Below are 26,998 nucleotides of genomic sequence, written 5' to 3'. Positions count from 1 at the left end.
AGCCTATTGATTTTCAATAACTTTATTATTTTCTATATGTTTAGCTAAATCTCTAATTGTTGGAGCTAATAAGAAAGACTTCAATTCAATATCTTGATACATTTTATTTAATATTTCTGCCATCAATCGAACGCTTAAAATTGAGTTACCTCCTAATTGGAAGAAATTATCGGTTACCCCTACTTCACTCATACCAAGTAAGTTCTGCCAGATCTCAGCTAGCTGTAACTCATGCTTATTTTCTGGGAGTACTATATCAACACGTTTTTCCCGCTCGGGTTTAGGAAGTGCTCTTTGATCTAGTTTGCCACTCAAAGTAAATGGAATGCGCTCAAGTATTACAAAAGTCGATGGCACCATATAACCTGGAAGCAGCTTACTAAGTTCAGTATGCAGTAGTTCAGTATTACACTTTTCATTTTTAGGCACTACATAACCAACTAAGGCTTGCCCTACCGCATCATGTACATCTATAACAGCCGATTGTTGAACACATGCAAGTGTATTCAGTACACTAGTTATCTCACCTAACTCAATTCGATAACCTCTGATTTTCACCTGTTTATCCTCTCGCCCAAGGTACTCTATATTGCCATCAGGTAACCAACGCACCAGATCCCCTGTTTTATATAAACGGTCGAAACCTTCAGCTTTATCTGCTGGGTTTGCAAATGGGTTTTTAATAAAGCGTTCTTGGGTTAATTGAGGACGATTCAAGTACCCCCTACCAATGCCAACGCCGCCGATATAAAGCTCCCCTACTGCTCCAATAGGGAGTAATTGTTGTGCGTTATTAAGCACAAATGACTGATAGTTATGTAGAGCTTTACCTATTGGAATAATGTCACTGACTGTCTCATCATCACTCACAAAATAATGGCTGGTAACCGTCGCTTCCGTTGGCCCATAGGTATTTATTAAACGCCAATTTGGATGAATCAGTCCTTTGGGTAATGCTTCTCCACCAGCAATAACAACCATCTTTGGCCAATTGATTAAATTAACCATACTTCCTAACCAAGTTGGTGTTGCCTCAAAGCGTGTTACTTGGTTCTCATCAATTAAAACTTGAAGACGACTTGGCGACAAAATGTCTTCTTCATGGGGTAACACTAATTTGGCACCACTAAACAACGTCACAAATAACTCTTCAACTGATGCATCAAAGATATAATTTGGCACCATTAAGGTGACATCCAAATCATTAACTGGATAAGTCTGCATTAAACCTTGAATTAAATTCACTACGCTATGATGTTCAATTAAAACACCTTTTGGTTTCCCTGTGGTACCAGAAGTATAAATGACATAAGCAAGATCAGTAGAACAGCGATTAAGGCTACGATTATTCCCTGAATAACCTTTATTTTTAGCCATATCATCAGAGCACAATACGTTAGTACTAAGGTTGTGATGCTTAATTATTCCACGAATCTGCAATAGCTTAGGTCTGTGTGTCAAAATTAGTGGAGCTTGGGTATCTTGAATAATAAAATCCACCCTTTCACTAGGAAAATCGGGGGAGATGGGGACATACGCAGATCCAGCTTTGAGCACAGCTAAAATGCTCACAATCATTTCAATACTACGATCAAAGAACAAAGCTACAAATTTATCTACTGGTATTACACCATATATAGTTTGGTGTAATGCTTCGATACGTCTTGCAATCTGGTTGGCTCGTTGGTTTAATTCATCATACGTCAGCGCCTCTCCATCCATCGACAAAGCAATTTTATTTGGCGTCTTTAGTACCTGATCTTCAAACACTTCATAAATCATCTTCTCATGAGGATAAGTCGTTTTCGTGTCGTTAAATGTTTTTAATACTGTTACGCACTCAGCCTCATCAAGCACTAGTAATTGACTATGTAATTCATAAGGAGATACATATACTGCCAGCAACAATTTATGAAGCTGCTTAATTAGACGCTTTGAATCTTTCTTGCTTAGCCAATCAACATCATAATCAAATTCAATCGTTAGTCTATACCCATTTTCATTTGCCACGATGACCAGAGGTACATCAAGTTTTCCTGTAATTTTTCGCAAAGATAACCACTTGGCAAAATTGTCCTTCTCCTTAGATGTATCTACATCTAACATCGCGTGATCCTGAAAAATTATTAAGCTATGAAAAAGCTTTTCTTCGTTAGAATCTAGGCCAAATACAGGCACTTCACTATAGCTATCGAAAAGGTTAATTTGGGCCTGCATCAGCTGAACCATATCAACCACAGTCGCAGTTGATGGCCAGTCTATAAGTAGAGGTAATGTTTTTACAAACGGACTGGCGCTTAATTCAGAATCTGGCATAAGAATATCTGTACCAGATGCAGTTGTACCTACAATGGTACACTCATCACCTGTATAAATATTAATAAGTTTGTGCCATGCAAACTGCAATACTGTATTGACTGTCACACCCAAAGATTGGCAGCTATCTTTCAAACGTTGGTATTCTTCACCCTTAATCTCAAGATGTTGCGTAAGCTTATTTTCAACCTTCTTAATTTCATTAAGGTTTATAGGGGAACTTAACATTACTGATAAATCATTTACACCACCCCAAGAATCAATTTCTTTCCAGTGCGATGATGATTTTTGAGTACGTTTTATAGGCATTTTTATTCCTCATTTTTGTGCTTGTATGTCAGCTACCACCACAGCCTTTTAGAGTGCTTACTTTTGAAACTTGTGATCTTACGGTAATGGCTGGTGGCTAAAACCTGGATAGAAAAAGTTAGGACTTATTGAACCCACAACCTCGAATTGACCGCTTATCAATCGGAAATGATGAGTAACTTACTCGCCGCTTTCTTACCACATGTCTCACTGAATACCCATTTAAAATCGTTTCTTCAGTCACACCCAAATATAAAAACATACACATATCACAACAATATGAAACAGAATGAAACACAATCGCAGTTGAATATCGCTCGAATGCATATGTATTATCAATACAACCACGCATCACAACAACAAATAAATTGTTCCATTCATTTCAGTTATTTAAATAAAACAGCTCTTATAAAAGTATCTAGTAGAGCGCCATCACAAGCCCCATTAACTCTGTACTTGTTAGTTAAATCAGCAAAATTTCGAGTTATTAGAAAGAAGAAAACTATATGCCAAACTCTCATTCTCGACAGTCAAGTAAGCAGCGCATCGCTATTCTAGGTGCTGGATTCTCAGGGCTAGCCATGGCTCACGAATGCCTTAAACATGGTTTTGAAGTAGCAATATACGACAAGGAGTCCTACGCAGGCGGGAAATGCATTGGTACAGAAAAAGACGGGATCGTACACGAGCTCACACATCGTCAGTTTTTTGCCAAAAATAAAAATCTTATCGACTTTTTAAAGGAAATTCCGTCTTCCAAGGGAAGCTGTTTTGATTCGCTATACCCACAAGAGAAAGTTCAGTTTCACTGGGGAAAGCCTGTAAAGACGATGCAGTTTCAAAGAGCTTATTTTAATGTAATAGAGAAATTACTTGATGATGCAAAATCAGCTTACGCAATGTTCTATGCTGACGTGCCACTCAAAGATATCTTATGGTTTAAAAAAAGGCTAACAAGTGAAGAAAACCACTCTAAGCTCTTGGATACACCTGTTAGTGAATACTTTGAATACCAATTTAGAACTCAATTAGGTGCATTTTTAAAGCCAGTACTACTTGGGTGGATCGGAGCAACTGACAATACTCCAGCTCTTTCAGTATTGGATCTTCTCAACAATAAAACTGGAGAACTACACCCAGATGCACCGGGTGCTTATAGCCTTGGTATTCGAGAACCCATTAGTGACGCTATCATTACGCCCCTGATCAAATATCTTGAATCTCAAGGTGTCAGCTTTCATTTCAACTGTGAAGTGGATTATCTAAACCTAAATACTACTAACTCGCTTATCGACAAAGTACACCTAACCTGTGGACAAAGTATTGAAGCCGATTTGTTTGTATCAGCTCTCCCGGCTCACGTCACACATAATTTGCTTGGTGAGCACTGTACAGATCTTGATTATGACTATATTTTTAGTCACGGTTTTCAATTCCACTTCTCTGCCATGCCAGAAGAATTAGACAACAAAACGGTAGGGATTGTTATCGACTCGGTTTGGGGGTTGAGTTACAGCGTTACAAGACGACAGGCCGCTCATAGTGAACGTATTTGCTTATCTATTACCGCGACGAATCTTAGTTGTACTGGAGGAAACCAAAACCAGCTCCCTTTAATAGATTGCAACAAATCTCAAATAAGGGATGAACTCCTGATTCAAATATTTGGCAACACAAAACTCCTCAACAGCGTCTATTACGAAAGTTTTCATCCTGGTCCAGGGGCAGAATTAGTGGATCCTGAAGAGCTAAATACTAAGTATTCAAGTTGGTTTAAAGGTGACGTATTACGTAATGAAAATGGTGAGCCTAAACACTGGGTTTTTCAACATGCTCTCACTCAGCCAAGGGCTAAAAGTCGCCAGCCATTAACTTCTAGCAAGTGTAATAATCTATTCTTTGTCGGTGAATACCTGTTTGATCCAAAACAAAGCTGGCGTGTTCCAGTTACCCTAGAACGCTGCGTTGAAACTGTTCGATTATGTGCAGAGACAATTGTGAAGCGAGCGGCAATAGCATGAAAGAGATAATGATCCCTCCTCTTTCAACAGCATTATTCCTCATATTAAGCTTGGTGTATGCAAGCGGTTACTATCACGTTGTTCAAAGCTCTATGTGGCTAACATTATTGCTAACGCTCTTATTACCTCTTGTGTTTTGGCCTCTTGTTAAACCAGTAGATAATAGTGGTGAAATAAAACGGATTCTTTGGTTAGAGTCAGGATTCAATTTGATCTGTTTTTTAATGGTTGCACAATGGATCGATATTCCATATCTAGACAATGCATTGATGATATTTTTTATCGTTCAAGCTGGTGGTTTTATTTGGGTTCAACTCAAAAAGCAAGCATATCTATCCATTGTTATTTCTATCTGTCTAGCTGGGGCCATCGCACAGTGGATTTATGGAAGCTTGACTACTCAGCACTTTGGAGGCGCTGAACTATTATTACTTGGCACTCCCGTGTCATGGCAGCTTAAAGTAATATATGGCGCATGGTTGGTACAATTGTTATTTGTTGAATACAAACACATCTTACCCAAAATGACGTTATCCACGCTTCATGTTGCTTCATACATAGTTGCTATATTTTCCGATGATTTCTTCCACGCCCGAATCATCACAGCAAGCCACTTCTTATTCTTAAGCCTATGCTTTGACTTCAAATCGCCAAATTGGGGAGGTAAAAATTTCGTTCGTCTAGAGAAGGTGGCCGTGATTGTTAGTTCCAAACAAGCTCAGTGGTTAATACCGCGCTTAATGTTCACCTTGGCGTTTGTATGCCTTTGTACCCTTTTGTGATTAGCCCAATTAATTTAGTTAAGGAGGCTAATATTTTGTTGCTTCTGATACAGACTTAAAATTTACCGAACACATATAATACAAAAACGCCCAAGCAAATGGCTTGGGCGCTTAATATAAAAAATGAAGTTATCCTTGTATGCCAACGATTAACCAAGGAGCATTTTCAGTTGTCAGATCACGTTCTAAGTGCCAAATATCTTCAATATTTTCTTCGACGTTTTCAACTGTATCACGGTATCGACCGCTAAATTGTATACTTAGTTGAGCTTTGTTAGCATCATGATCAGCTCGAACAATCTCGGCATCTACATACATAACATCAGTGTGTTGTTCAACTTCAAGCTTCGCACGTTCTTGCTGCAGGTCTGCAAACAAGCTTAGTGATACATATTCCTGGATTGTTTCAAGCTGGTTGTGATTCCACGCACCTTGAAGAACACGGTAATGTTCACGAGCACCATTAATAAAGGCTGACTGATCAAAGCCTGGTGGAAAATTATTTGGTACGTCATTGGTAGCACCAAAGCCACCACCTTGTGTTGCTGTTTGTGGCTGCTGCTCAAAATTATGGACATTTGGTTGCTCAAACTTAGGCGCAGAACCACCAAATGCAGGTTGCTGTTTGTGCTGATTTATACTGCCTTGTTTTGCTCCAAGAAAGCCCTTCATTAGCTTGAAGATAACAAATGCAACTAGGCCCATAATGAGAATATCCATAAACTGAATACCTTCAAACGCACCACCAAAAAATGCCGCCAGAAGACCACCAGCAAGTAAGCCGCCTAATAAACCACCCATTAAGCCTTTTTTACTTGAACTTGGCGACTTAGTCGCTTGATCTTTGCCGAGTGTGTTAGTGTTTTGTTGTTTTGGCGCAGGGGCTGTTTTATAGCTTTTACCAAATGACTTGCCACCACCAAACTTCTTAGCTTCAGCGATCGGAGTAATGGCAACAGATACCATCAGCAGGGCGACAAGGGAAAAAAATCTTTTCATATTTTGCCTTAGGGTTAACAAATGAGGTAATAATTATACTAACTCTGCAATAATAGCCTTTGTATCACAAGAAGAAAATACTATGAATGTAGAGACATGTATCAAAGTGTTGCAAATTTAACTCTAGCTCAGTTGCGCTAAGCTTTGAGCCTGATAGAATATTGAACATTGTTCATTTTTAGACTTTATGTCATGGCACGTAGAAACGATCATACACGTGAAGAGCTGATCGCACTCACGTTAGAAACCGTTAAGGACTTCCTCAGTGACAATTCTTATCACGAACTTAGTCTGCGTAAAGTCGCGAATATGATTGGTTATGTACCAAGTACGCTTGTTAACGTCTTTGGTAACTACAACCTCCTCTTACTCCATGCAGTTGCTCAAACTCTTGACGAATTAGCCAGTGAGGCAAAACTAGTCGTAGAGCAAAGCCCAGACACTAAATCAGCTTTGTTTCAGCTCGCTTATTGTTATCACGACTTTGCTCAATTACACCCTCATAGATGGCAGCTTATTTTTGAGCACAATATGAATGGCGCTGTATTGCCAGACTGGCAAGCAGAAAGAATTGCCAATATGACAGGGATGCTTGAACAGCTTCTATCTCAATTAGCCCCTCAGCGAAACAAAAAAGAAGTGTTACAAGCAAGCCGTGTTCTCTGGTCTGGAGTACATGGGATTACTTTGCTCAGTGTCGATGATAAATTTTTTGCTGCAGAGCCAATTGATGGAAAAAAGCTAATTGACAACCTTCTTTCTAGCTATATCGCGAATTGGTGAATTTCTCTTAAAAGAAAAGGGCTAGCATGTCAAACAATCAAACTTCGCTGTTAGGAAAAAGGCGATTTTTCCCCTACTTTATTACTCAATTTTTTGGGGCATTTAACGACAATATTTTTAAAAACGTTTTGCTATTGTTTGTTGCTTTCACTGGTGCCGATGCACTCCCTATTTCCAGTGATCTTTTCATCAATCTTGCTGCTGGTTTATTCATACTCCCTTTCTTTCTCTTTTCAGCATCTGCTGGAGTATTGGCAGATAAATACGAAAAATCGTGGTTCATCCGTAAAGTAAAACTTGTCGAAATTGGCATCATGTGCCTCGGTGCAATTGGTTTTATTACCGAAAGCTATATTATCCTTCTGATCCTACTTTTTTTAATGGGGACACAATCAGCATTTTTTGGGCCGGTAAAATACGCACTTCTCCCTCAACAGCTGAAACCACAAGAACTGGTACCTGGTAATGCACTGGTGGAAACAGGCACTTTTTTGGCAATACTATTGGGTACTTTAGGAGCAGGGATCATTGCTTCGACAGAGAATGCAAAATATATTGCAGCAATCAGTGTGGTTATTTTCGCCCTGCTTGGGTATATTGCCAGCTGCGCTATTCCTAAAGCCGCTCCAAGTGCACCCAAGCTAAGGTTTCGCTGGCAGCCCATAAAACAAATTCGTAATACTATATCAATAGCTAAATCTGATCGTTCAATCTTTCTAGCTTTAATGGCGATTAGCTGGTTTTGGTTTTTGGGTGCCGCTTACCTCACACAATTCCCTAACTTTACAAAAATATATCTCAATGGTAACGAAAGCGCTGTTTCTTTTCTTTTGGCACTTTTTTCGATTGGTGTGGCATTTGGTTCTCTTGCCTGCGATAAATTATCTAACCATCGTATAGAACTGGGCATTGTCCCACTTGGCTGTTTGGGGATTTCTCTGTTTGGTTTGACTATGGCGTTATCAGTACCCAGCGCATTACCCAAAATGCACACTTTCAGTGACTTTATTTTATACCCCCCTCTATGGCCAGTATACGCTTCCTTACTAATGCTGGGATTTTCAGGAGGGATATTTATCGTTCCTCTTTACGCTTTCATGCAACAGCGAGCAAAAGTTAACCAGCGTGCACAAGTTATCGCTGCTCTCAATATCTATAACTCACTCTTTATGGTTGGCAGTGCAATATTGGGAATCATTTGTCTTACACTACTCAATTTGAGCATTCCTCAACTTTTTCTCCTTCTTTCTGCGATGAATCTGATCATTGCAATACGTTTATTACGACAAATACCTATACGCACAGTACGTTTCATTATATGGGCAATGACACACACGATGTACCGGGTTACACATAAGAATTTACATCACCTACCTGAGAAAGGAGGTGCTTTAATTGTTTGTAATCATGTAAGTTACATGGATGCTCTATTACTCAGCGCCGCATTCCCGAGGCTGATTCGCTTTGTAATGGAAGAAGAATATGCCAACCTTCCCCTGTTACGCCGATTCCTCAAAAAAGCTGGAGTAATACCGATATCAGCTTCAAACCACAGTTCTATCCGTGATGCTTTTCGTGAGATTGAACAAGCACTCCAACAAGGAGAATTGGTTTGTGTTTTCCCTGAAGGTCGACTGACAAGTACAGGGGATATTAATGAATTTATGCGCGGAATGGATATTATTCTCAAAAGTAGTCATGTGCCTGTCGTTCCAGTTGCGCTCAAAGGGTTATGGGGTAGTTTCTTTAGCCGTTATAATGGAAAAGCTTGTAGTGGATTTCCATCCCGCTTTTGGTCTAGATTAGAGGTTGAAGCTGGTCCAGCAGTTTCACCCGCTAATGCGACACCAGAAAAGATGTTCTCTGAAGTTACAAGGCTAAGAGGTAATTGGAAATAATGTTTGGAAAAAATTGGCAGAGCTTTACCTGTACGTTCAGATTTTCTAAACGACTGTTCAGCTCATTTAAATCTATTTATTTACCAAAGTCCGCTACACTTTACAGCCACTTATGAAAAATAATTTTTCGATGAACACGTTAAAAAATCAGCTTTTGTTCTGGCTTGCTTTGTTAGCCTGCTTAACCCCTTTTGTTACCTCTCCTACCGCCCTTGTTATTGGCTTTCTACTCGCGACACTTGGTTTGGTCCCTCATAATTTTAACCTTGCTAAGGTAACTAAAAAATTATTGGCTTACTCTATAGTTGGCCTAGGGTTTGGGATCCACTTTAAAGATGCATTAGCCGTTACTACCGATGGGATAGGACTGATTGTCGCTACAATCGTCGGAACTTTGCTAATTGGTTGGTGGGTAGCAAAAGCCATCGCTCTGGATAAAAAAACTGGCTACTTGATATGCTCAGGCACTGCAATCTGCGGAGGGAGCGCTATTGCTGCGGTGGCGCCTGCTATAAAAGCCAATGATGGACAAATCGGTTTATCTCTTGCCACAGTATTTGTACTCAATTCATTAGCTCTATTTATCTTCCCTGTTATTGGCCACGCCCTTGGTCTTGATCAAAATACTTTTGGGACATGGGCTGCCATAGCCATCCACGATACTTCATCTGTGGTCGGTGCCGCATCTGCTTATGGTGAAGAAGCATTAACAACAGCCACTACACTGAAGCTAGCCAGAGCATTATGGATTATTCCAGTCGCGTTTTTCAGTGCGTTTCTTTTTCGTAGTGACTCTAAAAAAATCACCATCCCCTATTTCATTTTATTTTACTGCTTAGCCATTGCCGTTAGCGATCTCCTACCACAATATGAAGTGGTTTATCATACCTTGTTTGATGTGGCCAAGCGTACATTAGTGGTATGCCTGTTTTTGATTGGCTGTAGTATTTCGGTAGAGAAACTGAAATCTGCTGGCCCTAAACCACTCGTATTTGGTGTTACATTGTGGGTGGCTATTTCTTGTAGTTCACTCGCTTGGCTTTTACTCGTCTAATATCTATAGGCTTGGTTTTCACTCCCTTCACTTTGTCTCTTTGCTCGCGACATTATCAACAAAGAGACAACAAGCAGGAAGGCAGAGAGTTCAGATAATGCTCTAATAAGTCCTTCGCTTTGTATTGCGACGATGAGCTGTAGCAAGGTGGCTAACACTATGATGGTTTTACCTATCATCTCTATATATCCATTTTCCTAATCCGTAGCGATTATTATGAAATAGAGTTATAAATATGGAAAAGACACTTTTGGACTATGAAATACCCATTTCAACTAAGTTTTGTTTCGAAAATGCACAGTTACAATTCAAAGCAATGACACATAATAGTCTGGTGTGGTGCTATCGTAGGGTCTACCATGGCGGAGATAATAAGGATACTTGGTGCAATACGTAAAAATTAAAGACTCAGTTGTAGAACAAATTGAGGCCGGTATGCTCTCTCCACGCCAAAAACTACCTCCAGAGCGTAAACTAGCGGAATCATTCAATACCACACGTGTTACGTTGCGTGAAGCCTTATCTCTTCTTGAGGCAGAAGGTCGAATTTATCGCGAAGACCGTCGTGGTTGGTTCATATCACCGCCACCTTTACGCTACGATCCAACACAAGCATCAAGCTTTTCGAACTCAGCACAGCAACAAAATCGTATGCCAAAAACCGAGTTACTGACAGCTAAAAAAGTGATAGCTAACAAGCAAGCAACTACTTTATTAAACTTGGAGCCTTTTTCAGATGTTTATCATGTCGATCGGGTGCATTACTTAGAAAATCGACCCGTTGTGTATGTGACCCACTATATTAGCCCCAAGTATTTACCAAACATTTTGAGCTATGACTTATCAAGCTCGCTAACAAATATCTACAAAGAACATTACGGGGTAAACTATCATCACTCTCATTACCGTATTTCAACCAGCACCTTGCTGGGAAAAACCGCTCAAGCATTGCGCGCAACCTCAGGTACCCCTGCCATGATCATTGAACGAACTAATTACAACCGTGGAGGTGATTTAATCGATTGTCAGGTTGAATGCTGGCGTCACGATGCCATCAGAATTGAGTCTGTTGCAGAATTCAATTTATAACCAACATTTTTTGATTCGGGAAATATTAATAAAAGTTTAAATATCTAGAGGTTGTTTGACTGAGCTCTATGCTGATAAGTCCACTGTCTCACCGCCAAACGTGATATCTTAATCTCATTTAAATAAAGGTATTTAGGCATCTCGTAATAGGCAATCGGCCATTTAAACTTAACCAGTGCAGTGCTTAGATTCCGTTCAATATCGGCAATATTTATGTTGAGTTCACTTTGAATGACAGCAACAGGCCTGTGACCAAAATCCTTATCTTCCACTGGTACAACAATCGACTGAATAACATGGGGCATTTGATTTAATACCGCTTCAATTTCTTCGCAGTGAATATTTTCACCACCAGATATAAACAAATTATCCGCTCTACCGATAATGCGCAAACCGCCATTTTGCCATAGGCCCAAATCCTTAGTATCAAACCAACCGCTATGTGTTAATGGCTCTATTTTACCTTGGTAATAATAGCCACTAGCGAGTATCTCTCCTGCAATATAAATCCGCTCACCTTGCAGTTTAACCCGTCGTTTATTTAAAACTTGTCCTGCGCTATCACTGCCATCTACCAGCTTAACCGTCACGGTTGAAGCGGCTTCTGTCATGCCGTAACCAACCCAAGTTTCAATGCCTCGATTTGATGCTTCCTGACACAACGAAAGCGGGATATGGCTACCTCCAAGCAATACATGAGTTAGCCCAGACAATATATCATTCTCAACTGCACGTTGAAGCTGAGTAGCAACAAAAGACACATGAGTTACGTCAGAAAGATCGCTTTGAAAATCCCCACTAGCAACTTTTAGGGTGGCGCCAGAAAATAGCCATCGATAAACAATAGCGAGACCAGAAACATGATAGATAGGTAGGCTGAGTAACCAAATATCCCCATGCGTAAATAAGAGTTTGTCAAGCAAACCAGCAGCTGAAGCCAGATGTTGACGCGAGGTGTGCACCACAGCCTTAGGAACACCAGTCGAACCTGATGTAAATATGATCGATGCTGGCTTATCTAGGTGATAACCGACTAAGTACTCATCACGGCAGGAAGGGGCTAATTCTATATTGGAATACATCATCAATGAAGAATTGGGGGGCGTACACCACACTTTCACTTCAACTCGCTTTGCATAGAGCACCCTCAACTTAGCTTCAAAACCAAGCTTGGTCTGCGGCATGACTGGAGCACAAATTACTCCCAACTCCATACAGGCTAGATAGACGAGCAACATGTCTAAGCTATTTTTACCCACACAAGTCAATACCTCCCCAGATTTGATGCCTTGAGAAGCTAAGCTAGCTGCTACGCTATCTACTTGGTCAACCAATTCTGCCCAAGCATATGCAACATCTTGAGACTTTACGGCTAAAGAAAAAGGGCGTAGCTTAGCCCATTCTTTGATTGGAGAAAGACTGCCCACTATAACTGCCACAATAACTGGTGGTCTGCCAATCTAGAAACAGGCAGTTCGCAGCCGGGCCAACTCACCTCTAATTGCTCAGCAAATAATCCGACTGTATCCAGCCCAGGAATTTCATCAGGTAACTGCCATTGAGATAATCGAGCCAATTGGGTTAATCCGATTGTCGACTCAATACTTGAGCTAACAATAGGTTTTATTCCTAGTGTTTTAGCGCGCTCTATAAGCACAATACAAGCTTCAACCGAGCCAATTAATGTCGGTTTAATGACAATCGCTTTAGCACCATCCAAATCTTCTAGTTTAAAGTCAGGCTGTCGAATCGCATGTTGAAGCGTTTCATCCCAAGCAATTGCAATCCCAGTTTTAATCGCAAACGAGAAGCTATCACCGGGAGTTTCGCATGGTTCTTCTACAAACGCGATTCTCTGACGTAGAGATGGAGCCACTTTTTTGGCAAACTGCTCCGCTTTCTCGGCGGTCCATGCACGGTTAGCATCTAAGCGCAAAATTAGATCTGGAATTGATTCAAGTAATAAACTTACTATCAAGCCATCACGATTTGGCTCGTACAGCCCAACCTTAACCTTGGCAACCTTGTTACCTCTCATAGCATTTAATTTGGGTAACAACTCATCGGGATCACCAGAACATAAAGGTGCAGCCTGATAATAGCCCGTATCAGGCAGCAGTTTATCAAGCTCTAGCTGAGCCATAGATAAACCAAAAGCAACCGATGGATGTACTGCTTGGTAATTAAATGGCTGTCCACCATACCAAAGCGTCAATTGTTCCAACAACTGCGGATAAACATCTTCCAGGCTCTCATGACTAAACCCTGGCAATGGTGCGACTTCCCCTCTCCCAGTTTGGCCATTGCTTTCCAATACAACCACAAAGCCTTCTCGTTCCGTGAGCTTACGCTCTCTCAATATCACGCCGCTATCCATTGGCAGCTTATAGCGATAAAGTTTGGCCGTTTTCATAACCACATCCCTTATATTTATTTTTGTATTTGTTAGCAGTTGCTAACTTATGGTCCAACCAAAGAAAAATAGGGGTTTACATGTGTATCTCATATCCGTTTCCTTGTTCATATGACATTAAGGATTACGTGGAAACTGGTTAAAATCAGGCCGACGCTTTTCATTAAATGCATTACGACCCTCTTGACCCTCTTCTGTCATATAAAACATCATTGTCGCATTGCCAGCCAATTCTTGTAGGCCAGCTTGACCATCACAGTCTGCATTAAGGGCCGCTTTCAAGCAACGAAGTGCCATAGGGCTGTGTTGCAGCGTTTCTCGGCACCAGCGAACCGTTTCTCTCTCCAATTCATCTACAGGTACCACGGTATTAACAAGACCCATACTTAGAGCCTCTTCTGCGTTATAAAAACGGCATAAAAACCAAATTTCTCGCGCTTTTTTCTGACCTACGATGCGTGCCATGTATGCAGCTCCCCAACCACCATCAAAAGAACCGACTTTAGGGCCTGTTTGACCAAATTGTGCATTATCAGCTGCAATAGTTAAGTCACACATCATGTGCAGAACATGCCCTCCGCCAACAGCCCACCCCGAAACTGACGCAATAACAGGTTTAGGGCATGTGCGTATCTGGCGCTGAAAATCTAATACATTTAGATGGTGCATTCCTGAGTCATCTGTATAGCCACCATAGTCACCACGAATTTTTTGGTCTCCTCCAGAACAAAATGCCTTTTCACCAATCCCTGTCAGTATAATAACGCCCACGCTTTGATCATAGCGAGCATCAACTAAAGCTCTCATCATTTCATTAACTGTCTGTGGCCGAAATGCATTATGAACCTGAGGACGGGCGATGGTTATTTTCGCAATACCATCTTCAGATTTGTGGTACTGAATATCCTCAAATTCATCACTACACTTTTGCCAATATACGGGGGCATATAACTCTTTTTCTGAAAGACCGACTGTTTTTGACATCATGATTCCTGTTGTTTAACTGGCACTTAAACCTAAAGCACTAACTTTAGATTTAACAATATTAGTAAAGGCTTGCGGGTCCTCAATATGAACATTGTGACCTACTTCATTAATGCAACTGAAAGGCAAACCACTATTTACACTCAATTGATTGAATTTATTATCCTTTTCACCACATATACAATGTATAGGAATAGCTAGATTCTTAAGCGAGTCGAGTAGGAAATCTTGTTTAGCGAGCGTCGTTGCCATGAGCATAGAAGCTACTGACGAGCCTACATTTTTTAAGCGTTGCCTAATCAAAGCTTTTCGCTGCTCATCGCTAAGTAATTGGAAGACCGGCTGCTGATACCAGTCATCGAGAACCGTTTCTATGGCTTCGTTGGTAAAACGAGCTCCCCAACAAGAGTCATGGATAAAACGCTGTTTTTTTTGTTCTTCACTATCGAGGCCAAAATGACCCGATTCGCAGATCAACAGTTGAATATTCAAAGCCGAAAAATAGTGCCTTGTGAGCCCAGTCATCATGATTCGAGCCCCCATTGAGTATCCCAATAAAACTATAGGTGCTTGGTCAGGAATTTGGTGATGTAAAACATGAGATATTTGATCGCAGCACGATTTAAAATCGTCACAGTGAATGTTTTGGCTCAACCCGTGTCCCGGTAGATCAATACAGAGTACTGGGTAGCTAGACAGAAGTTCTGCGCATTTACTCCAATCGCCACTACTTCCAAGCAATCCATGTAAGCAAACAATCACCGGCAGCTTGTCACGATTCACACTGTTATAAAAATGGCTAGCAAGCATTAATATTTTGAATCACCTCTTTTAGCTGAACTGCAGCTTGATTTGAAGGTGTTATCAACTCAATCACGAGTGCCCCTTCCCCGCAGGTAAGGTGTTGCTTAACTGTATCGTTGTAATCTGCGAGCGTTATTGGTTGTTGATAATGAAGCCCAAACTGTTGTGCTGCGTATTCAAACTGATAGCCATGCGGCATCTGATAAAGTCTACGCTTATGTGCTTTAGAGATAGGCAGCAAATCAAAGATTGCCCCGCCATCATTATTGATTACAGCCACAACAATAGGCGCTTTTACATCAGTTAATAGAGCCAATGAGTTAAGATCGTACAAAGCAGACGTATCACCCGTAAAAAGGATAGTGGGCCTATTGGTCGAGCGTAATACTCCCGCAGCTGTTGCAATTAATCCATCAATGCCTGAAGCCCCTCGATTACTATAAACTCTCATGCTTGGAAGGATACCAAACATGTCTACCAAACGAACAAATAGGCTATTTCCAAGCACTACTTGTGTATCATTTGGTAAATTTTCTAACGTAGTTGCCAAACCAATTTCAGTGACAGCTTGGCTGGGTATCGCATAACCTTGTGCAAGAGTACGTACTTTTCGAGTGTACATCGCCAATTCTTCAGCCCACGGAACCATCGGCTGCCGATGGATAGATAAACAACTGTCAATCCATAGACAGATTTCTGATACATGATGAATTTGCATCAAATGGTTAGGATTATCGCGTTCAGGTTTAGAAGAAACATAATGGTATTGTGCTTGCCTTTCTTCAACTTGCTGCTTGACCCACTGGATAAGTCTCTTCGAAATAAAGCGAGATCCAAACTGAAGAATGATCTCCGTTCGATTAAGAAACTTTCTAGCCACGGAGCACTGTAGCCAGATATCATAGTGTGCCAAGACGCTGGAAACCCCAGATTGAGGGTCGCACAAGCATGACCAACCTACTGTCTCAGCAAGCTGCTTTGCAAGCCTAGCTTCTTCTATAGTGACATCACCAACTAAAATGATTCCTCTAGCGGCAAAAAATGATGGATCTTGCGCCATAACAGGCGGACTGACCATAGATTTATTGCTAAAGGGGAACTCTGAAATCCACCATGTATGAATCGTATCCATATAGCTCTGATAAATACTTTTTGCCGATGACTCATACAACGGTTCAGGAAAAGGACAATTAAAGTGAATAACTCCACCTTCTTTTTCTTGCTGATACATCAATTGATCAATAGAAGTAAGCAGCCAACTTAACGGTACTGATGTGGATGGGCTCGGTAACGTAATTTTTTCCCGAACATGGGATGAGAAAATATTTGTCTGAACAATCGCCTGATTAGCACCACAGTTGATATGTTCAATAGGTCTATCTGCAGTTATCACAACCAGCTTTTGTCTTGTTAGATTCGCTTCTACAATCGCAGGCAATAGATTTGCGACCGCGGTCCCTGAAGTGACAATAATTGCAACCGGCTTATTGCTTGCCTTAGATAAACCGTGAGCCAAAAATGCTAATCCTCGTTCATCAAAGTGAGTATGTAGCGTCAATTGTTTATTGTCACAAGCTTCAATCGCAAGAGGAGTCGACCTAGAGCCAGGAGCGATGCACACATCATCGACCCCAAAACGCACCAATTCTTCAAGTAGTACTTGGCTCCAGATTCGATTAAGTACTGCTTGGCTTTTGTCCATCATCTAAGAGACGGCCTCCAAATCAGGAGCCTTATCAAGCAAAGACAGTAAAGTCGATAGTTTTTTGTCTAGCTCATCCCACTCATCACAGGCGACTGACCCTGCTACAATCCCTGCTCCAGAAAATAGCTCAATTTCATTGTTTTGAACTAGAGCGCTTCGGATTGCGACACAAAACTCTGCATGCTGAGAACCAATGAAACCAAAGGAACCGGCATACCAACCACGAGAAAAAGGTTCATTTTGCTGTATAAAATCAATCGATTCCTTACGAGGTAACCCTGCGACAGCAGCAGTAGGTTGCAATACTCTTAACAGTTCTATAGGACTGACATCCGGCTTAAGGAATGCATGAATATCACGCTTAAGATGTTGAACTTTCGATAATTTCACCAAATGAGTTTCTTGATCAATATGAAATCGCGTTGAATAAGGTGTAAGGCTCTCAACAATGTCATCTACAACATGACCGTTCTCATTGATATTTTTGGTATCCAAACCAAGCCAGTTCCCTAGCTTCATATCTTGCTTTGAGTTTTCCCCTCGGCCAACAGTTCCTGCTAAAGCTTCGGTATATAAGTTCTGACCATGTTTCAAATACAAACGCTCTGGGCTAGAACCAATAAAGCTGCAAGAATTGTCCATCGCAAACATAAAATGAAAGCTGTTGTGGTTTTTGAGGTAGCTCGATTTGAGTAGCTCAGCCGCTGTGACATTTCCACTCATCTCCACCAACGTTTTTCTAGCTAGTACTACTTTTTTAAAATCATAACCATCAATTCCGGCCAATACTTTGGCCACCAACTCTGACCACTCAACTTTATCTGGGCAATGGATAAGGCTTTTTATGCCTGTCGAAAGTGGCTGGATAGAAGTAATGTTTGTCACAAGATCTGGCAGTCGAGCCAGCACATAGTGCTTATCATGATTCAAATTTACTGCTAGTGACCATTGCGCGCCTTCTCTAATCAGCTCTACCAACGGCAGCACAAAAAAATGAGAATTTGAGATTAATTCGAGACAAGATTGGCTAGCAAAAGGACTTCCCCCCCATAGACGCTGCCCCTCAGATAAGCACCTGTGACTAATTTGAGCACCGTGAAAAACTTCCAATTGTCCTATTGCTACGACTTCTTCGCGAGCGTCACGAGACTGCCAGTAAAACTTAGGGAAAAGTGACTGAGCATCCATCCAATCAATACCATCACTATTTAACGTACTTTGAAAACGGTATAACAGACGCTTCTCATTGGTTTTTGCCGTTTTTACCCGCTGAATCAAGTGCGCTACAGCTTGATGAACCATGACAAACCCACCTCGCTATGCATCAAAAACGTTATTTATTTTACACCGTCAATTTTTGTATTACCCTCACTCAGATCAATGTTGTAGCCCGTGTTACATCAAATTTTGTAAATAGCGCCTATCAATGACAAAAAACGTATTTAGGTAGTTTTTTATTCTAAAAAATGTGTTTTTGATGTAGTTTAATAAAAAAATCGAAACTATTTTAGGTTGTATACAATGCAAGATATCGAGATGTCGTCAAAACTCGATAATGTCTGCTACGACATTAGGGGACCAGTACTCAAACATGCTAAGCGAATGGAAGAAGAGGGGCATAAAATACTAAAGCTTAATATTGGAAACCCAGCCCCCTTTGGCTTTGATGCACCTGACGAAATTTTAGTTGATGTCATTCGTAATTTACCGACATCTCAAGGCTATTGTGATTCTAAAGGCATCTATTCAGCACGCAAAGCCGTGGTTCAGTACTATCAGCGTAAAGGTATTCATTCTCTAGATGTAGAGGACGTCTATATTGGCAATGGTGTTTCTGAGCTGATAGTGATGGCGATGCAAGCTTTACTTGATAACGGCGATGAAATGTTAGTCCCAGCACCAGACTATCCGCTTTGGACAGCTTCTGTGGCACTCTCAGGCGGCCATGCAGTCCATTATCGCTGTGACGAGCAGTCTGACTGGTACCCAGATTTGGAAGACATCCGTAAAAAGATCACCCCAAAGACGCGGGGTATAGTCTTAATCAACCCGAACAATCCAACTGGTGCCGTATATAGCCGAGATTTTTTACTGGAAGTGATTGAAATTGCGCGTCAGCATAAGCTGATCATCTTTGCTGATGAGATATACGATAAAGTCCTTTACGATGGTGCTACTCATACCTCTGTTGCAACGCTCACTGACGACCTACTTGTTGTCACTTTCAATGGATTATCCAAAGCATACCGTGTTTGCGGTTTCCGTGGCGGCTGGATGTTCCTAACAGGGCCAAAGCACCTTGCGCAAGGCTATATTAATGGGCTCGATATGCTAGCCTCGATGCGTTTGTGTGCAAATGTTCCCATGCAACATGCAATCCAGACAGCATTAGGTGGATATCAAAGTATTAATGAATTGATTCTTCCTGGAGGTCGATTGTTGGAGCAACGTGATCGCGCCTATGAACTAATCAATCAAATACCTGGCATATCATGCGTTAAGCCCAAAGGTGCTATGTATTTGTTTCCCAAAATTGATACTAATATGTATAACATCAAAGACGATCAACAAATGATTCTCGATTTCCTGATTCAGGAAAAAGTACTACTAGTTCAAGGTTCAGGGTTCAACTGGCCAGAGCCGGATCATTTTCGTATCGTAACCTTGCCGCATGTCGAAGACTTAGAAATGGCAATAGGACGTTTTGAGCGCTTCCTATCGACCTATAGCCAATAATCTGGCAAGCCTAATATATCAAGTAAGGAGTACCATATTAGTGCTCTTTTATTGACAAAAATTATGTACACAAACTGACCTACACTTAGTTAAAGGCCAGATTTATAAGGAAACATAGTGAAACAAAGCACTTTTATGGCATGGGTGACCCGCATGCCCTTAATTAAACGCTGGGCTTTAATGCATTGCTTTCAAGCAGAAAATGTTTCTGAGCATTCTCACCAAGTATCTGTTATTGCTCACCTTCTCACTGTAATTAAAAACAAACGCTATAATGGAACTTTGAACCCTGAAAAAGCTGCTGTAGTGGCCATTTACCATGAGATTTCTGAAACCAAACTTCAGGATATGAATTCAAAAACCAAGTACCACAGCCCCGAGTTCACCGCAGCCTTTAAGAAACTTGAAGATATTGCCGAACAGGAATGTTTAGAAACACTACCAATCGATTTGCGTGATGAGTTTTCGAACTTGTTAGTGCAAAAAAATGTCGATGCCGAGTATAAAGCCGTTGTAAAAGCGGCAGATATCCTTGCCGCATATATCAAGACTTTAAATGAGCTGAGATTTAACAACAATGAGTTTTTACACGTAAAAGAGGGCCTAGAACCTCGTATCGAGCAACTAATCGCAACTATGCCTGAAGTGAAAGACTTTATGGATATTTTCTGTGATAGCTGCACAACCACATTTGACAAGATCTCTGGTCATAAAAGTATTTAAAGCCCTTTAGCATCAAAGCTAAAACCAAATAGAATAAACCTTTCAATCTCATTAGAGTCGTTATTTTCCGCAAGTCCCATTTGCAATTTGAGCTTTACACTTTTTGATAAATTTTTCACAAAACCAAGGTGGTGAGACTGGAACTGATTTTCATTCAGAGATTTTGAAAGCAAAGCACCCGTGCTTGGCTGTTGACTTGAAATGGCGCTAAAATCATTACGGGCTTTACTTTCTCCATAAGTGTAATATAAAGTCCAAGTTTTAGCTGGTCGGTAGGCTGCATGAACTCTCGCCCTGTACCCATCAAAGACTGCATATTGATCTTCCTTGTAATCGACTACCGTATATTTCAATGACAGCAAAAACGGCTTTATTGGAATGTTGAATACAGCGTTGTAATAGTAAGATACTTTGTCTTCAAGTTCGACAGTGTTGGGAAGATCAACTAAGCCCCCTTGGATACCACTTAGAGATGTACCCGTCAGATCAACCCTAGTTTCAGCAAAACTAAATTTGGTTATAAAATACCCCCACTTACTACGAACCTCAAAACCAAAAGGAATGTACATATCAAGGGTATTCGCTCCAAAAGTGTTATTATTTGATTTCCCAGAAATAAATCGAGCGTGATGTTTATCCCAATCATAATGCCATTGGAAACCTTCATAGTAGGTCACATTTAAAGGGTTAATCTCCCTTGGCAAAGATAGCCAAGGATAACTCATCGCATTGTAAACATTTTCATCAAATATGTGTAACCGACCAAATGCAAGCCAACCAAATGATTCTGTAGTTTTGGCGGCAAAAAGTTCCGAAACCTCAATATCATTCTCATAAAGTCTGGATAGCATACTAGTATGAAAACGCACACCCTGCCATGATTCATCGAGTGTAAACTTTACGTATGAGTCCCCAATGCCCTCACCTTTGATATAAGTTTCATCGACGGGCGCATAAAATATATTACCACTAAATGTTGCTTCGATAGAGTGACTGAGTGGTATAGCAATAATGTTACTAATGAGCAAACATATCCGGAAAATCGGCACTAATGCTGTCCTATCGATAATCATTTAGAAAATTGGCTTATCGCTTGTGACAAGCTAGAAGACAAGTCTGCTAACTCGACTGACAAGTCACCAACCTTACCGACAGTATCTAATGTTGTACCTATTGCACCACGAGAGTTAACAGTATTCGATTTAACTTTATCTGTCGCTCGGGTTTGCTCTTCTGTCGCAGATTTAATTGAAGCGCTTTGCGCCTGAATATCTTTCACCTGCTGTGAAATCAGCTGTAGTGATTCGCCAGCTTTAGACACCATTTCAGCATTTGACTGCGCTCTGTCTTTAGAGGTTTCAAGTACGCTATTGGCACTTTGGACCGACTCGATTAAATTGCTCAATAACGAGTTTATTTGCTCAGTCGACTTCACCGTTCTTGACGCAAGTTCCCTTACCTCTTCGGCTACTACCGCAAAACCACGGCCTTGCTCACCGGCACGGGCAGCCTCAATTGCCGCATTGAGGGCAAGTAAATTTGTCTGATCTGCAATATCATTAATAACACTTAAAATGCTGGTCACATTTTCAGTATCAGCCGCCAGATTTTGGATAACAGAGAAAGTATTTTGCATATCCTCTTGTAGCTGTTCAGACTGCGTTACTGAGCGATTCATTTTCTCTTCACAAGAGCTCAACTCTTGCTCAGCCTCAATGATCAAATCGGATGTTTCGGTCGTTGATGTGGCCACATGTTCAACACTTTGCGCTAACGCTGACATTTCATCAACAAGCTCCGTGGATAGATTATTCAAATCCTCCATAGCATTACTAGAACTGGAAGTGCTGACTTTAAGTTTGTCTGAAATATTAAGCATAGGGTTACAAACCGCTACAACGGCAGCAACCGACTTCTCAAGATTAGCTATAAAAGCATTAAAATTGCGAGCAAGCTGACCTGTTTCGTCATTGCTCCTTGGTTTCAGGCGATAAGTCAAATCACCTCTGCCTTGGCTTAACTTGGCCAAGTTATCAGATATATTTAAAATAGAGACAGTCACATTTCTAGCTATCAATTGGGCAATGACAACAACCAATAGCACCGAGATAGACGATATCGCCAAGATGATTTTTAACTGATTTTCTAGAGCATTATTGCTTTCAATTGCCAGCTGGTTTAACTTATTTCGTTCCTGCTCAACGACTACGTCAATTTCAGCAACTAACTTTTCGTAAATAGTGCTCTTTTGGTTTGCCGCTTGACTTAGTGCTTCAAATCCACCTTCAAAATCTCCACCCAACATAGCCTGCGATACCATTTCAGATAAGCGAACATATTCACTTAAATCATCAAGCACTACTTGCTCAACCGTGTCAGAGCTTGTCAGTAATAAATTGAGCTTTTGTGCTAAGGCATCAGCACTTGCGCGTGCATCTTGCAAGATATCTTCATCTCCAAAGGTAACACTTTGGGTGAAAAGATCTTCTACACCTTTAATGGCAACACTTGAAAGCTCAGCCGCAATAGTATTAGAAAATTGCTGCCCAGTCAGCTTATCAAGAAATACGGTATTTGAAGAAATTGAGCTAATGTTCAGATAACCAATAGATAGGAAAGCGCAAAGCGCAATAGCTGTGATCGAATGGATTTTCATTCGTATCGAAAGGTACATTGACTTCATAGTGACTCCAAACACCAGATAGGAGGCTTAACTCAAAGACACTGTTAAGCCTCTTAATATTTAAAATTCACCAACAACTTTGACGTTATTTACTTAAAACTCACCAATAACTTTAACGGAATCGTTCACGCTGCCTTTATCGATGTAGCCAATTAAGTCGGGGTTATTTGCTATTAATTGGAGTACCTCACTATCACTATCAACTTCTTTTGGAGGTGTTCCTTTCCCCGTGAATATAAGCTTAGACCAATATGCTTTATATTGTGAGCTTGATTTTCCGACAACGTTTTGGTTGAACTCACCGGCTAATGCACTAGACGACGAATGAGCAATAGGAATAACCGGCTTACCATCAGGTAGCTTCTTATCCAAGTTTAAATAAATACGCGAAATTTGTTCTTTATCTAACGTTGCGGTACTCGATTTGTTAACAATCACGGCGACTGCTGATAATGCCTGAGCTGAAAAAAGCAACGACACTAATAAAGTAAGTACTGTTTTCATGTGACCTCCTTAAAATATTATACTGACGCCAGTTCTGAAAAATTGAGTGTCTTCGTCGGCATAGTCATCATCCGTAAAACCGTACTCAAACTTCAAAGCGGCATTAGAGTGGAAGTCATAGCGAAGCCCGATAATATGTGTTTTATCATCTGTCAAAACATTATCAGTAAATGACTTTGCAGAAGCGTAACGAGCATCAGATGTGGACACCTTATCTAAGTCATTGGTTTTATCTGAACTCGAGTAGGAATAATGAAGGGTATATTCTTCATATCTGTATCCAAGCGTTGCCAAGAAACGATCGTCTTCAGCAAGCGATATTACATCATCATCAAACCTGACTTCTGCATATTCAACCCCAAAATAGTAGGTGCCGGGATCATAATACCCTGCAAGTCCAGCAATGTAGCCGCCCATGTCAGTTGGCAAAAAAGCATTAGGTAAATCGGGAAAGTTCTGATCTAGTTGACTTATCGAGGAAGATGAATCTGAATTAGTCACTGTTAACTCAAACTGTGAATAAATTAACTTAGTTTTAAGATCTCCGTAATTGAGATCAAAGTTAGAAATAATGTCATAGGTCCCAGATAGCTCACCCACACTCAATGTTACTTCTCGCTTCCCTGAACCCAAATAAATCGCATAGTCAAATGAGCTAAAACTATTGGTGTAATAGAAATTAATACCATCATAATTAGTCACATTAGCGGCGTACACTTCTATCGGTGGTGCAATCCAACTGTACGCATAGCTAACGTCTAAGTACTCAGAATAAAAGTAAAATGGCGCTCTAAGTCGTCCAATTTTAACATCCGCATTGTCGTTAATTTGGTATTTGACATAAGCCCATTCAAATTCAGGGTCAAAGTCATTTTTCCCCCTTGCGACAAGCTGAACAGTAGCACTTAAACCGTCTGATAAATCTGAAGAACCTTGCAAACCTACCACAGACAAGTTGTCCATTTCTAACTCGTCAGTTAACGTATCATACGATGTACCACCATCAAAAGTTTTACCTGCTGCTATGGTGGCATACCCTCTCCAATCAATTTCAGCGAATACGGTAGCTGGGTAAAGAATGCACACACTGCTTAGCGCTAAGGTTAATTTGTTCATATTTCCTAGCTTTCTCATTTTTCCTTCCTTTGTTTATCGATATGTGGAATAACTTAATGACTAACATTGAGTAAACACATCAATCATTTCCAACATAGTAGAGAAAAACGCCGTATGCTATTTTAAATGCTTAAATTTATTATTGATGTTTTAGACATAACCTTTTTGACTACATTGGCACGACATACTCCAGCTTTATTTCTGCTGGGTTTCAAATGTTCGTACTGCCCTTTCTGTGAACAAATCGATTATTGGCACTATCATTTATAAGGTGAGTGGTAGGGTCACAAGTCTAATTATTCGTTCTATAGTTAGTAGGGAAGTATTGAAAGCGAGGGTATTATGAATCAATGCCTGAAATTTATTTTTTTGCTCGTCTCTATAAGTCCATTATCGGCATTTTCTGAAGAAGAACTTGTTAAAGTAGCAATAGGAAATATCTATAAAGAACAAGAACAAACTGCAAAATATGGCATACATGTGGAGCGCGACCTCCAAGCCATTTATGCTGGAGCTGGACTTATAGCCAAATTCACATACTTACCAAACGAAAGAGCGATTCAATCTGTTATAGAAGGCCGTAACGATGCGCTTGATATGCGAGTATCTAGACTAGAAGAGAGAAAAGAGCTTATAAAAGTCAATGTTCCTCTCGCAAGTTTTGATGTTTATCTTTTTTCTATTGAAGATAAATTCTACAACAGCCTAGATGAAGCCAAAGATGAGACCATTGTTTCATTCCATGGCACCCGATATACCAAGGTATTAGAAGACTATAAGCATCTCTACTTAGTTCATAAAGCCAAACAAGCAGCACTGATGCTCAGAGAAGGAAGAGTCAAACTCTGGTTAGCTCCTGAGGTCTCATATTTATTCATAAAGGAGCAATTCCCCCAAATAAAGGTGGTCAGCCCTATGATTGCGCGAGGTAACTTATACCATTATATACACGTCTCAAACTCCCACTTACTGCCAAGACTAGAGGCTTCTGCAAAAGCTTATATTAAGTCAAAATCACCGCAAAATTAGTGTTAGTAGGTTTACTAATATTTTCTTACTACTGGCAGTTTTCTGACCATCTGGGATCAAACAGACCTTGTTGTTTTTAATTCTCTCATTTTCATTATTTTCAGCCTGTTATTTAACCTATACAAGATTATTTAAGACAACTTTCATTTGGTGTTTTACAAGCAGCTATAACACTGTCTATGTTTATCAATGTCGCAAGCCTCTGATTTATCTTATAAACCACAGCTTGTTAAACATTCAACTCCGTGTCATTTCATAGGGCTCAAGTATCTAACGATTTCCTGTCATGAGATGCCACTAGAGCACAACCTTTTTTTGGGGGTAATATGGATTCAATCGATCCACTCTTGCTAGGATTTCTTCCTAAAGATGTACGAAATATGTTTTTCCCTTATGCAAGTGTGCAGTTGGGCTCACTACTGATTAACCTAATCTTAGGTTTTGCCCTTGCATCACTAATCGGTTACCACTTTAGACGGTATGCTTCAGCTTTTTGTAATAGGCAGGACTTTTCTCGACTATTTCCTCTACTCATGTTGACTGTGATATTAATAATCACTGTGGTAAAAGCTTCTTTAGCTCTGGCTCTTGGTCTTGTTGGAGCACTCTCTATTGTACGATTTAGAACACCGATAAAAGAACCTGAAGAGTTGGTTTATCTTTTTCTGAACATAGGGGTAGCCGTAGCACTGGGCGCAGGTCAAACATTAGCAGCTGTTATTGCTTGTATCATCACTTTACTGCTTGTCACTATTGCCAAACGTCATCAGTCTAAGATTTCCGAAGAACAGGGACTATTCCTATCGCTCCAATACAATGCTTCAGAGGCTCAGAATGTTCCGATCACTCAACTTAAAGAGCTATTATCTAGCAAAGGGAACGGACTAGATCTTAGAAGGTTTGATACACAAGACGATATGTTCAGCGCAACCTTCTTCATTACTGCCTATCAATCTCAGCACCTTGATGACATGCTTTCTCAACTTAGGCAACAGTTCCCTGGTATACAAGTCTCTATGCTTGAGCAGCATAATATTTCCGGAGTGTAAT

23 protein-coding genes are annotated in these 26,998 nt (G+C 40.5%); 10 read left to right on the top strand and 13 right to left on the bottom strand.

The window, feature by feature from the left end; genetic code table 11:
- Nucleotides 1-3: 3 nt before the first annotated feature.
- On the bottom strand, nucleotides 4-2,625 hold the full coding sequence (locus KO511_RS15045; protein ID WP_215988223.1) for a non-ribosomal peptide synthetase: 2,622 nt from the start codon (nucleotides 2,623-2,625) through the stop codon (nucleotides 4-6).
- 506 nt (nucleotides 2,626-3,131) lie between these two features.
- On the opposite strand from KO511_RS15045, the gene KO511_RS15040 reads away from it, so the two are divergent.
- Nucleotides 3,132-4,646, top strand: a complete 1,515-nt coding sequence (locus tag KO511_RS15040) for an NAD(P)-binding protein (protein ID WP_215988222.1) — start codon at nucleotides 3,132-3,134, stop codon at nucleotides 4,644-4,646.
- The gene (locus KO511_RS15035; protein ID WP_215988221.1) at nucleotides 4,643-5,428 is read left to right on the top strand and encodes a hypothetical protein; all 786 of its coding nucleotides are present in this window, start codon (nucleotides 4,643-4,645) and stop codon (nucleotides 5,426-5,428) included. Before KO511_RS15040 ends, KO511_RS15035 begins: the two co-directional genes overlap by 4 nt.
- Before the next feature lie 129 nt (nucleotides 5,429-5,557).
- On the opposite strand, the gene KO511_RS15030 is transcribed toward KO511_RS15035, so the two are convergent.
- Nucleotides 5,558-6,427 carry a Tim44 domain-containing protein gene (locus KO511_RS15030; protein WP_215988220.1) on the bottom strand — a complete coding sequence of 290 codons (870 nt, stop codon included), beginning with the start codon at nucleotides 6,425-6,427 and terminating at the stop codon, nucleotides 5,558-5,560.
- Nucleotides 6,428-6,619: 192 nt separating this feature from the next.
- Between KO511_RS15030 and KO511_RS15025 the strand changes: the two genes are divergently transcribed.
- The 3 genes from KO511_RS15025 (at nucleotide 6,620) to KO511_RS15015 (ending at nucleotide 10,162) form a co-directional block, all read left to right on the top strand.
- Complete coding sequence (locus KO511_RS15025; RefSeq protein WP_215988219.1) at nucleotides 6,620-7,210, top strand: TetR/AcrR family transcriptional regulator; 591 nt, start codon at nucleotides 6,620-6,622, stop codon at nucleotides 7,208-7,210.
- 26 nt (nucleotides 7,211-7,236) lie between these two features.
- A complete protein-coding gene (locus KO511_RS15020; RefSeq protein WP_215988218.1) occupies nucleotides 7,237-9,108 on the top strand; it encodes an MFS transporter in 1,872 nt (623 codons plus the stop codon).
- A 130-nt stretch (nucleotides 9,109-9,238) separates the two neighbouring features.
- Nucleotides 9,239-10,162, top strand: coding sequence for a YeiH family protein (locus KO511_RS15015; RefSeq protein WP_215988217.1), 924 nt, complete (start codon nucleotides 9,239-9,241; stop codon nucleotides 10,160-10,162).
- Here KO511_RS15015 and KO511_RS15010 read toward each other — a convergent pair.
- Nucleotides 10,159-10,341 carry a hypothetical protein gene (locus KO511_RS15010; protein WP_215988216.1) on the bottom strand — a complete coding sequence of 61 codons (183 nt, stop codon included), beginning with the start codon at nucleotides 10,339-10,341 and terminating at the stop codon, nucleotides 10,159-10,161. The two genes, KO511_RS15015 and KO511_RS15010, sit on opposite strands and share 4 nt — an antisense overlap.
- 205 nt (nucleotides 10,342-10,546) lie before the next feature.
- On the opposite strand from KO511_RS15010, the gene phnR reads away from it, so the two are divergent.
- On the top strand, nucleotides 10,547-11,251 hold the full coding sequence (gene phnR / locus KO511_RS15005) for a phosphonate utilization transcriptional regulator PhnR (RefSeq protein ID WP_215988215.1): 705 nt from the start codon (nucleotides 10,547-10,549) through the stop codon (nucleotides 11,249-11,251).
- Between the two features lie 44 nt (nucleotides 11,252-11,295).
- Here the strand turns inward: phnR and menE are convergent, their stop codons facing one another.
- The 6 genes from menE to KO511_RS14975 all read right to left on the bottom strand — a co-directional run bounded on the left by menE (nucleotide 11,296) and on the right by KO511_RS14975 (nucleotide 18,459).
- Complete coding sequence (gene menE, locus KO511_RS15000; RefSeq protein ID WP_215988239.1) at nucleotides 11,296-12,681, bottom strand: o-succinylbenzoate--CoA ligase; 1,386 nt, start codon at nucleotides 12,679-12,681, stop codon at nucleotides 11,296-11,298.
- Complete coding sequence (gene menC / locus KO511_RS14995; protein ID WP_215988214.1) at nucleotides 12,678-13,664, bottom strand: o-succinylbenzoate synthase; 987 nt, start codon at nucleotides 13,662-13,664, stop codon at nucleotides 12,678-12,680. Before menC ends, menE begins: the two co-directional genes overlap by 4 nt.
- A 117-nt stretch (nucleotides 13,665-13,781) precedes the next feature.
- Entirely contained in the window at nucleotides 13,782-14,648 is an 867-nt protein-coding gene (menB, locus tag KO511_RS14990; protein WP_215988238.1) for a 1,4-dihydroxy-2-naphthoyl-CoA synthase, read from the bottom strand.
- 15 nt (nucleotides 14,649-14,663) lie between these two features.
- Complete coding sequence (menH, locus tag KO511_RS14985; protein ID WP_215988213.1) at nucleotides 14,664-15,458, bottom strand: 2-succinyl-6-hydroxy-2,4-cyclohexadiene-1-carboxylate synthase; 795 nt, start codon at nucleotides 15,456-15,458, stop codon at nucleotides 14,664-14,666.
- Nucleotides 15,448-17,154 carry a 2-succinyl-5-enolpyruvyl-6-hydroxy-3-cyclohexene-1-carboxylic-acid synthase gene (gene menD, locus KO511_RS14980; protein WP_215988237.1) on the bottom strand — a complete coding sequence of 569 codons (1,707 nt, stop codon included), beginning with the start codon at nucleotides 17,152-17,154 and terminating at the stop codon, nucleotides 15,448-15,450. Before menD ends, menH begins: the two co-directional genes overlap by 11 nt.
- Nucleotides 17,155-17,157: 3 nt before the next feature.
- On the bottom strand, nucleotides 17,158-18,459 hold the full coding sequence (locus tag KO511_RS14975; RefSeq protein WP_215988212.1) for an isochorismate synthase: 1,302 nt from the start codon (nucleotides 18,457-18,459) through the stop codon (nucleotides 17,158-17,160).
- 219 nt (nucleotides 18,460-18,678) lie between these two features.
- Between KO511_RS14975 and KO511_RS14970 the strand changes: the two genes are divergently transcribed.
- Together KO511_RS14970 and yfbR are read left to right on the top strand one after the other, a co-directional pair.
- The gene (locus tag KO511_RS14970; RefSeq protein WP_215988211.1) at nucleotides 18,679-19,893 is read left to right on the top strand and encodes a pyridoxal phosphate-dependent aminotransferase; all 1,215 of its coding nucleotides are present in this window, start codon (nucleotides 18,679-18,681) and stop codon (nucleotides 19,891-19,893) included.
- Between the two features lie 117 nt (nucleotides 19,894-20,010).
- Nucleotides 20,011-20,616, top strand: coding sequence for a 5'-deoxynucleotidase (yfbR, locus tag KO511_RS14965; RefSeq protein ID WP_354668166.1), 606 nt, complete (start codon nucleotides 20,011-20,013; stop codon nucleotides 20,614-20,616).
- Here yfbR and KO511_RS14960 read toward each other — a convergent pair.
- From KO511_RS14960 to KO511_RS14945, 4 genes are all read right to left on the bottom strand, one after another.
- Nucleotides 20,613-21,665 carry a hypothetical protein gene (locus KO511_RS14960; RefSeq protein WP_215988210.1) on the bottom strand — a complete coding sequence of 351 codons (1,053 nt, stop codon included), beginning with the start codon at nucleotides 21,663-21,665 and terminating at the stop codon, nucleotides 20,613-20,615. The genes yfbR and KO511_RS14960 overlap by 4 nt on opposite strands.
- Nucleotides 21,666-21,685: 20 nt before the next feature.
- Nucleotides 21,686-23,299 (bottom strand): methyl-accepting chemotaxis protein, encoded by a 1,614-nt coding sequence (locus KO511_RS14955; protein WP_215988209.1) that lies wholly within the window; start codon nucleotides 23,297-23,299, stop codon nucleotides 21,686-21,688.
- A 93-nt stretch (nucleotides 23,300-23,392) separates the two neighbouring features.
- Nucleotides 23,393-23,803, bottom strand: coding sequence for a hypothetical protein (locus KO511_RS14950; protein WP_215988208.1), 411 nt, complete (start codon nucleotides 23,801-23,803; stop codon nucleotides 23,393-23,395).
- A 9-nt stretch (nucleotides 23,804-23,812) separates the two neighbouring features.
- Nucleotides 23,813-24,937 carry a hypothetical protein gene (locus KO511_RS14945; protein ID WP_215988207.1) on the bottom strand — a complete coding sequence of 375 codons (1,125 nt, stop codon included), beginning with the start codon at nucleotides 24,935-24,937 and terminating at the stop codon, nucleotides 23,813-23,815.
- Nucleotides 24,938-25,261: 324 nt separating this feature from the next.
- Between KO511_RS14945 and KO511_RS14940 the strand changes: the two genes are divergently transcribed.
- Together KO511_RS14940 and KO511_RS14935 are read left to right on the top strand one after the other, a co-directional pair.
- A complete protein-coding gene (locus KO511_RS14940) occupies nucleotides 25,262-25,948 on the top strand; it encodes a hypothetical protein (protein ID WP_215988206.1) in 687 nt (228 codons plus the stop codon).
- 326 nt (nucleotides 25,949-26,274) lie between these two features.
- Nucleotides 26,275-26,997, top strand: a complete 723-nt coding sequence (locus KO511_RS14935) for a DUF4956 domain-containing protein (protein ID WP_125321661.1) — start codon at nucleotides 26,275-26,277, stop codon at nucleotides 26,995-26,997.
- Nucleotide 26,998: the final 1 nt, after the last annotated feature.

Origin of the sequence: Vibrio hepatarius (assembly GCF_018860525.1) — a bacterium.
Taxonomy (GTDB): domain Bacteria; phylum Pseudomonadota; class Gammaproteobacteria; order Enterobacterales; family Vibrionaceae; genus Vibrio; species Vibrio hepatarius_B.
Note: the sequence above shows the minus strand (reverse complement) of the source record. Positions and strands in the feature narration are given on the sequence as shown.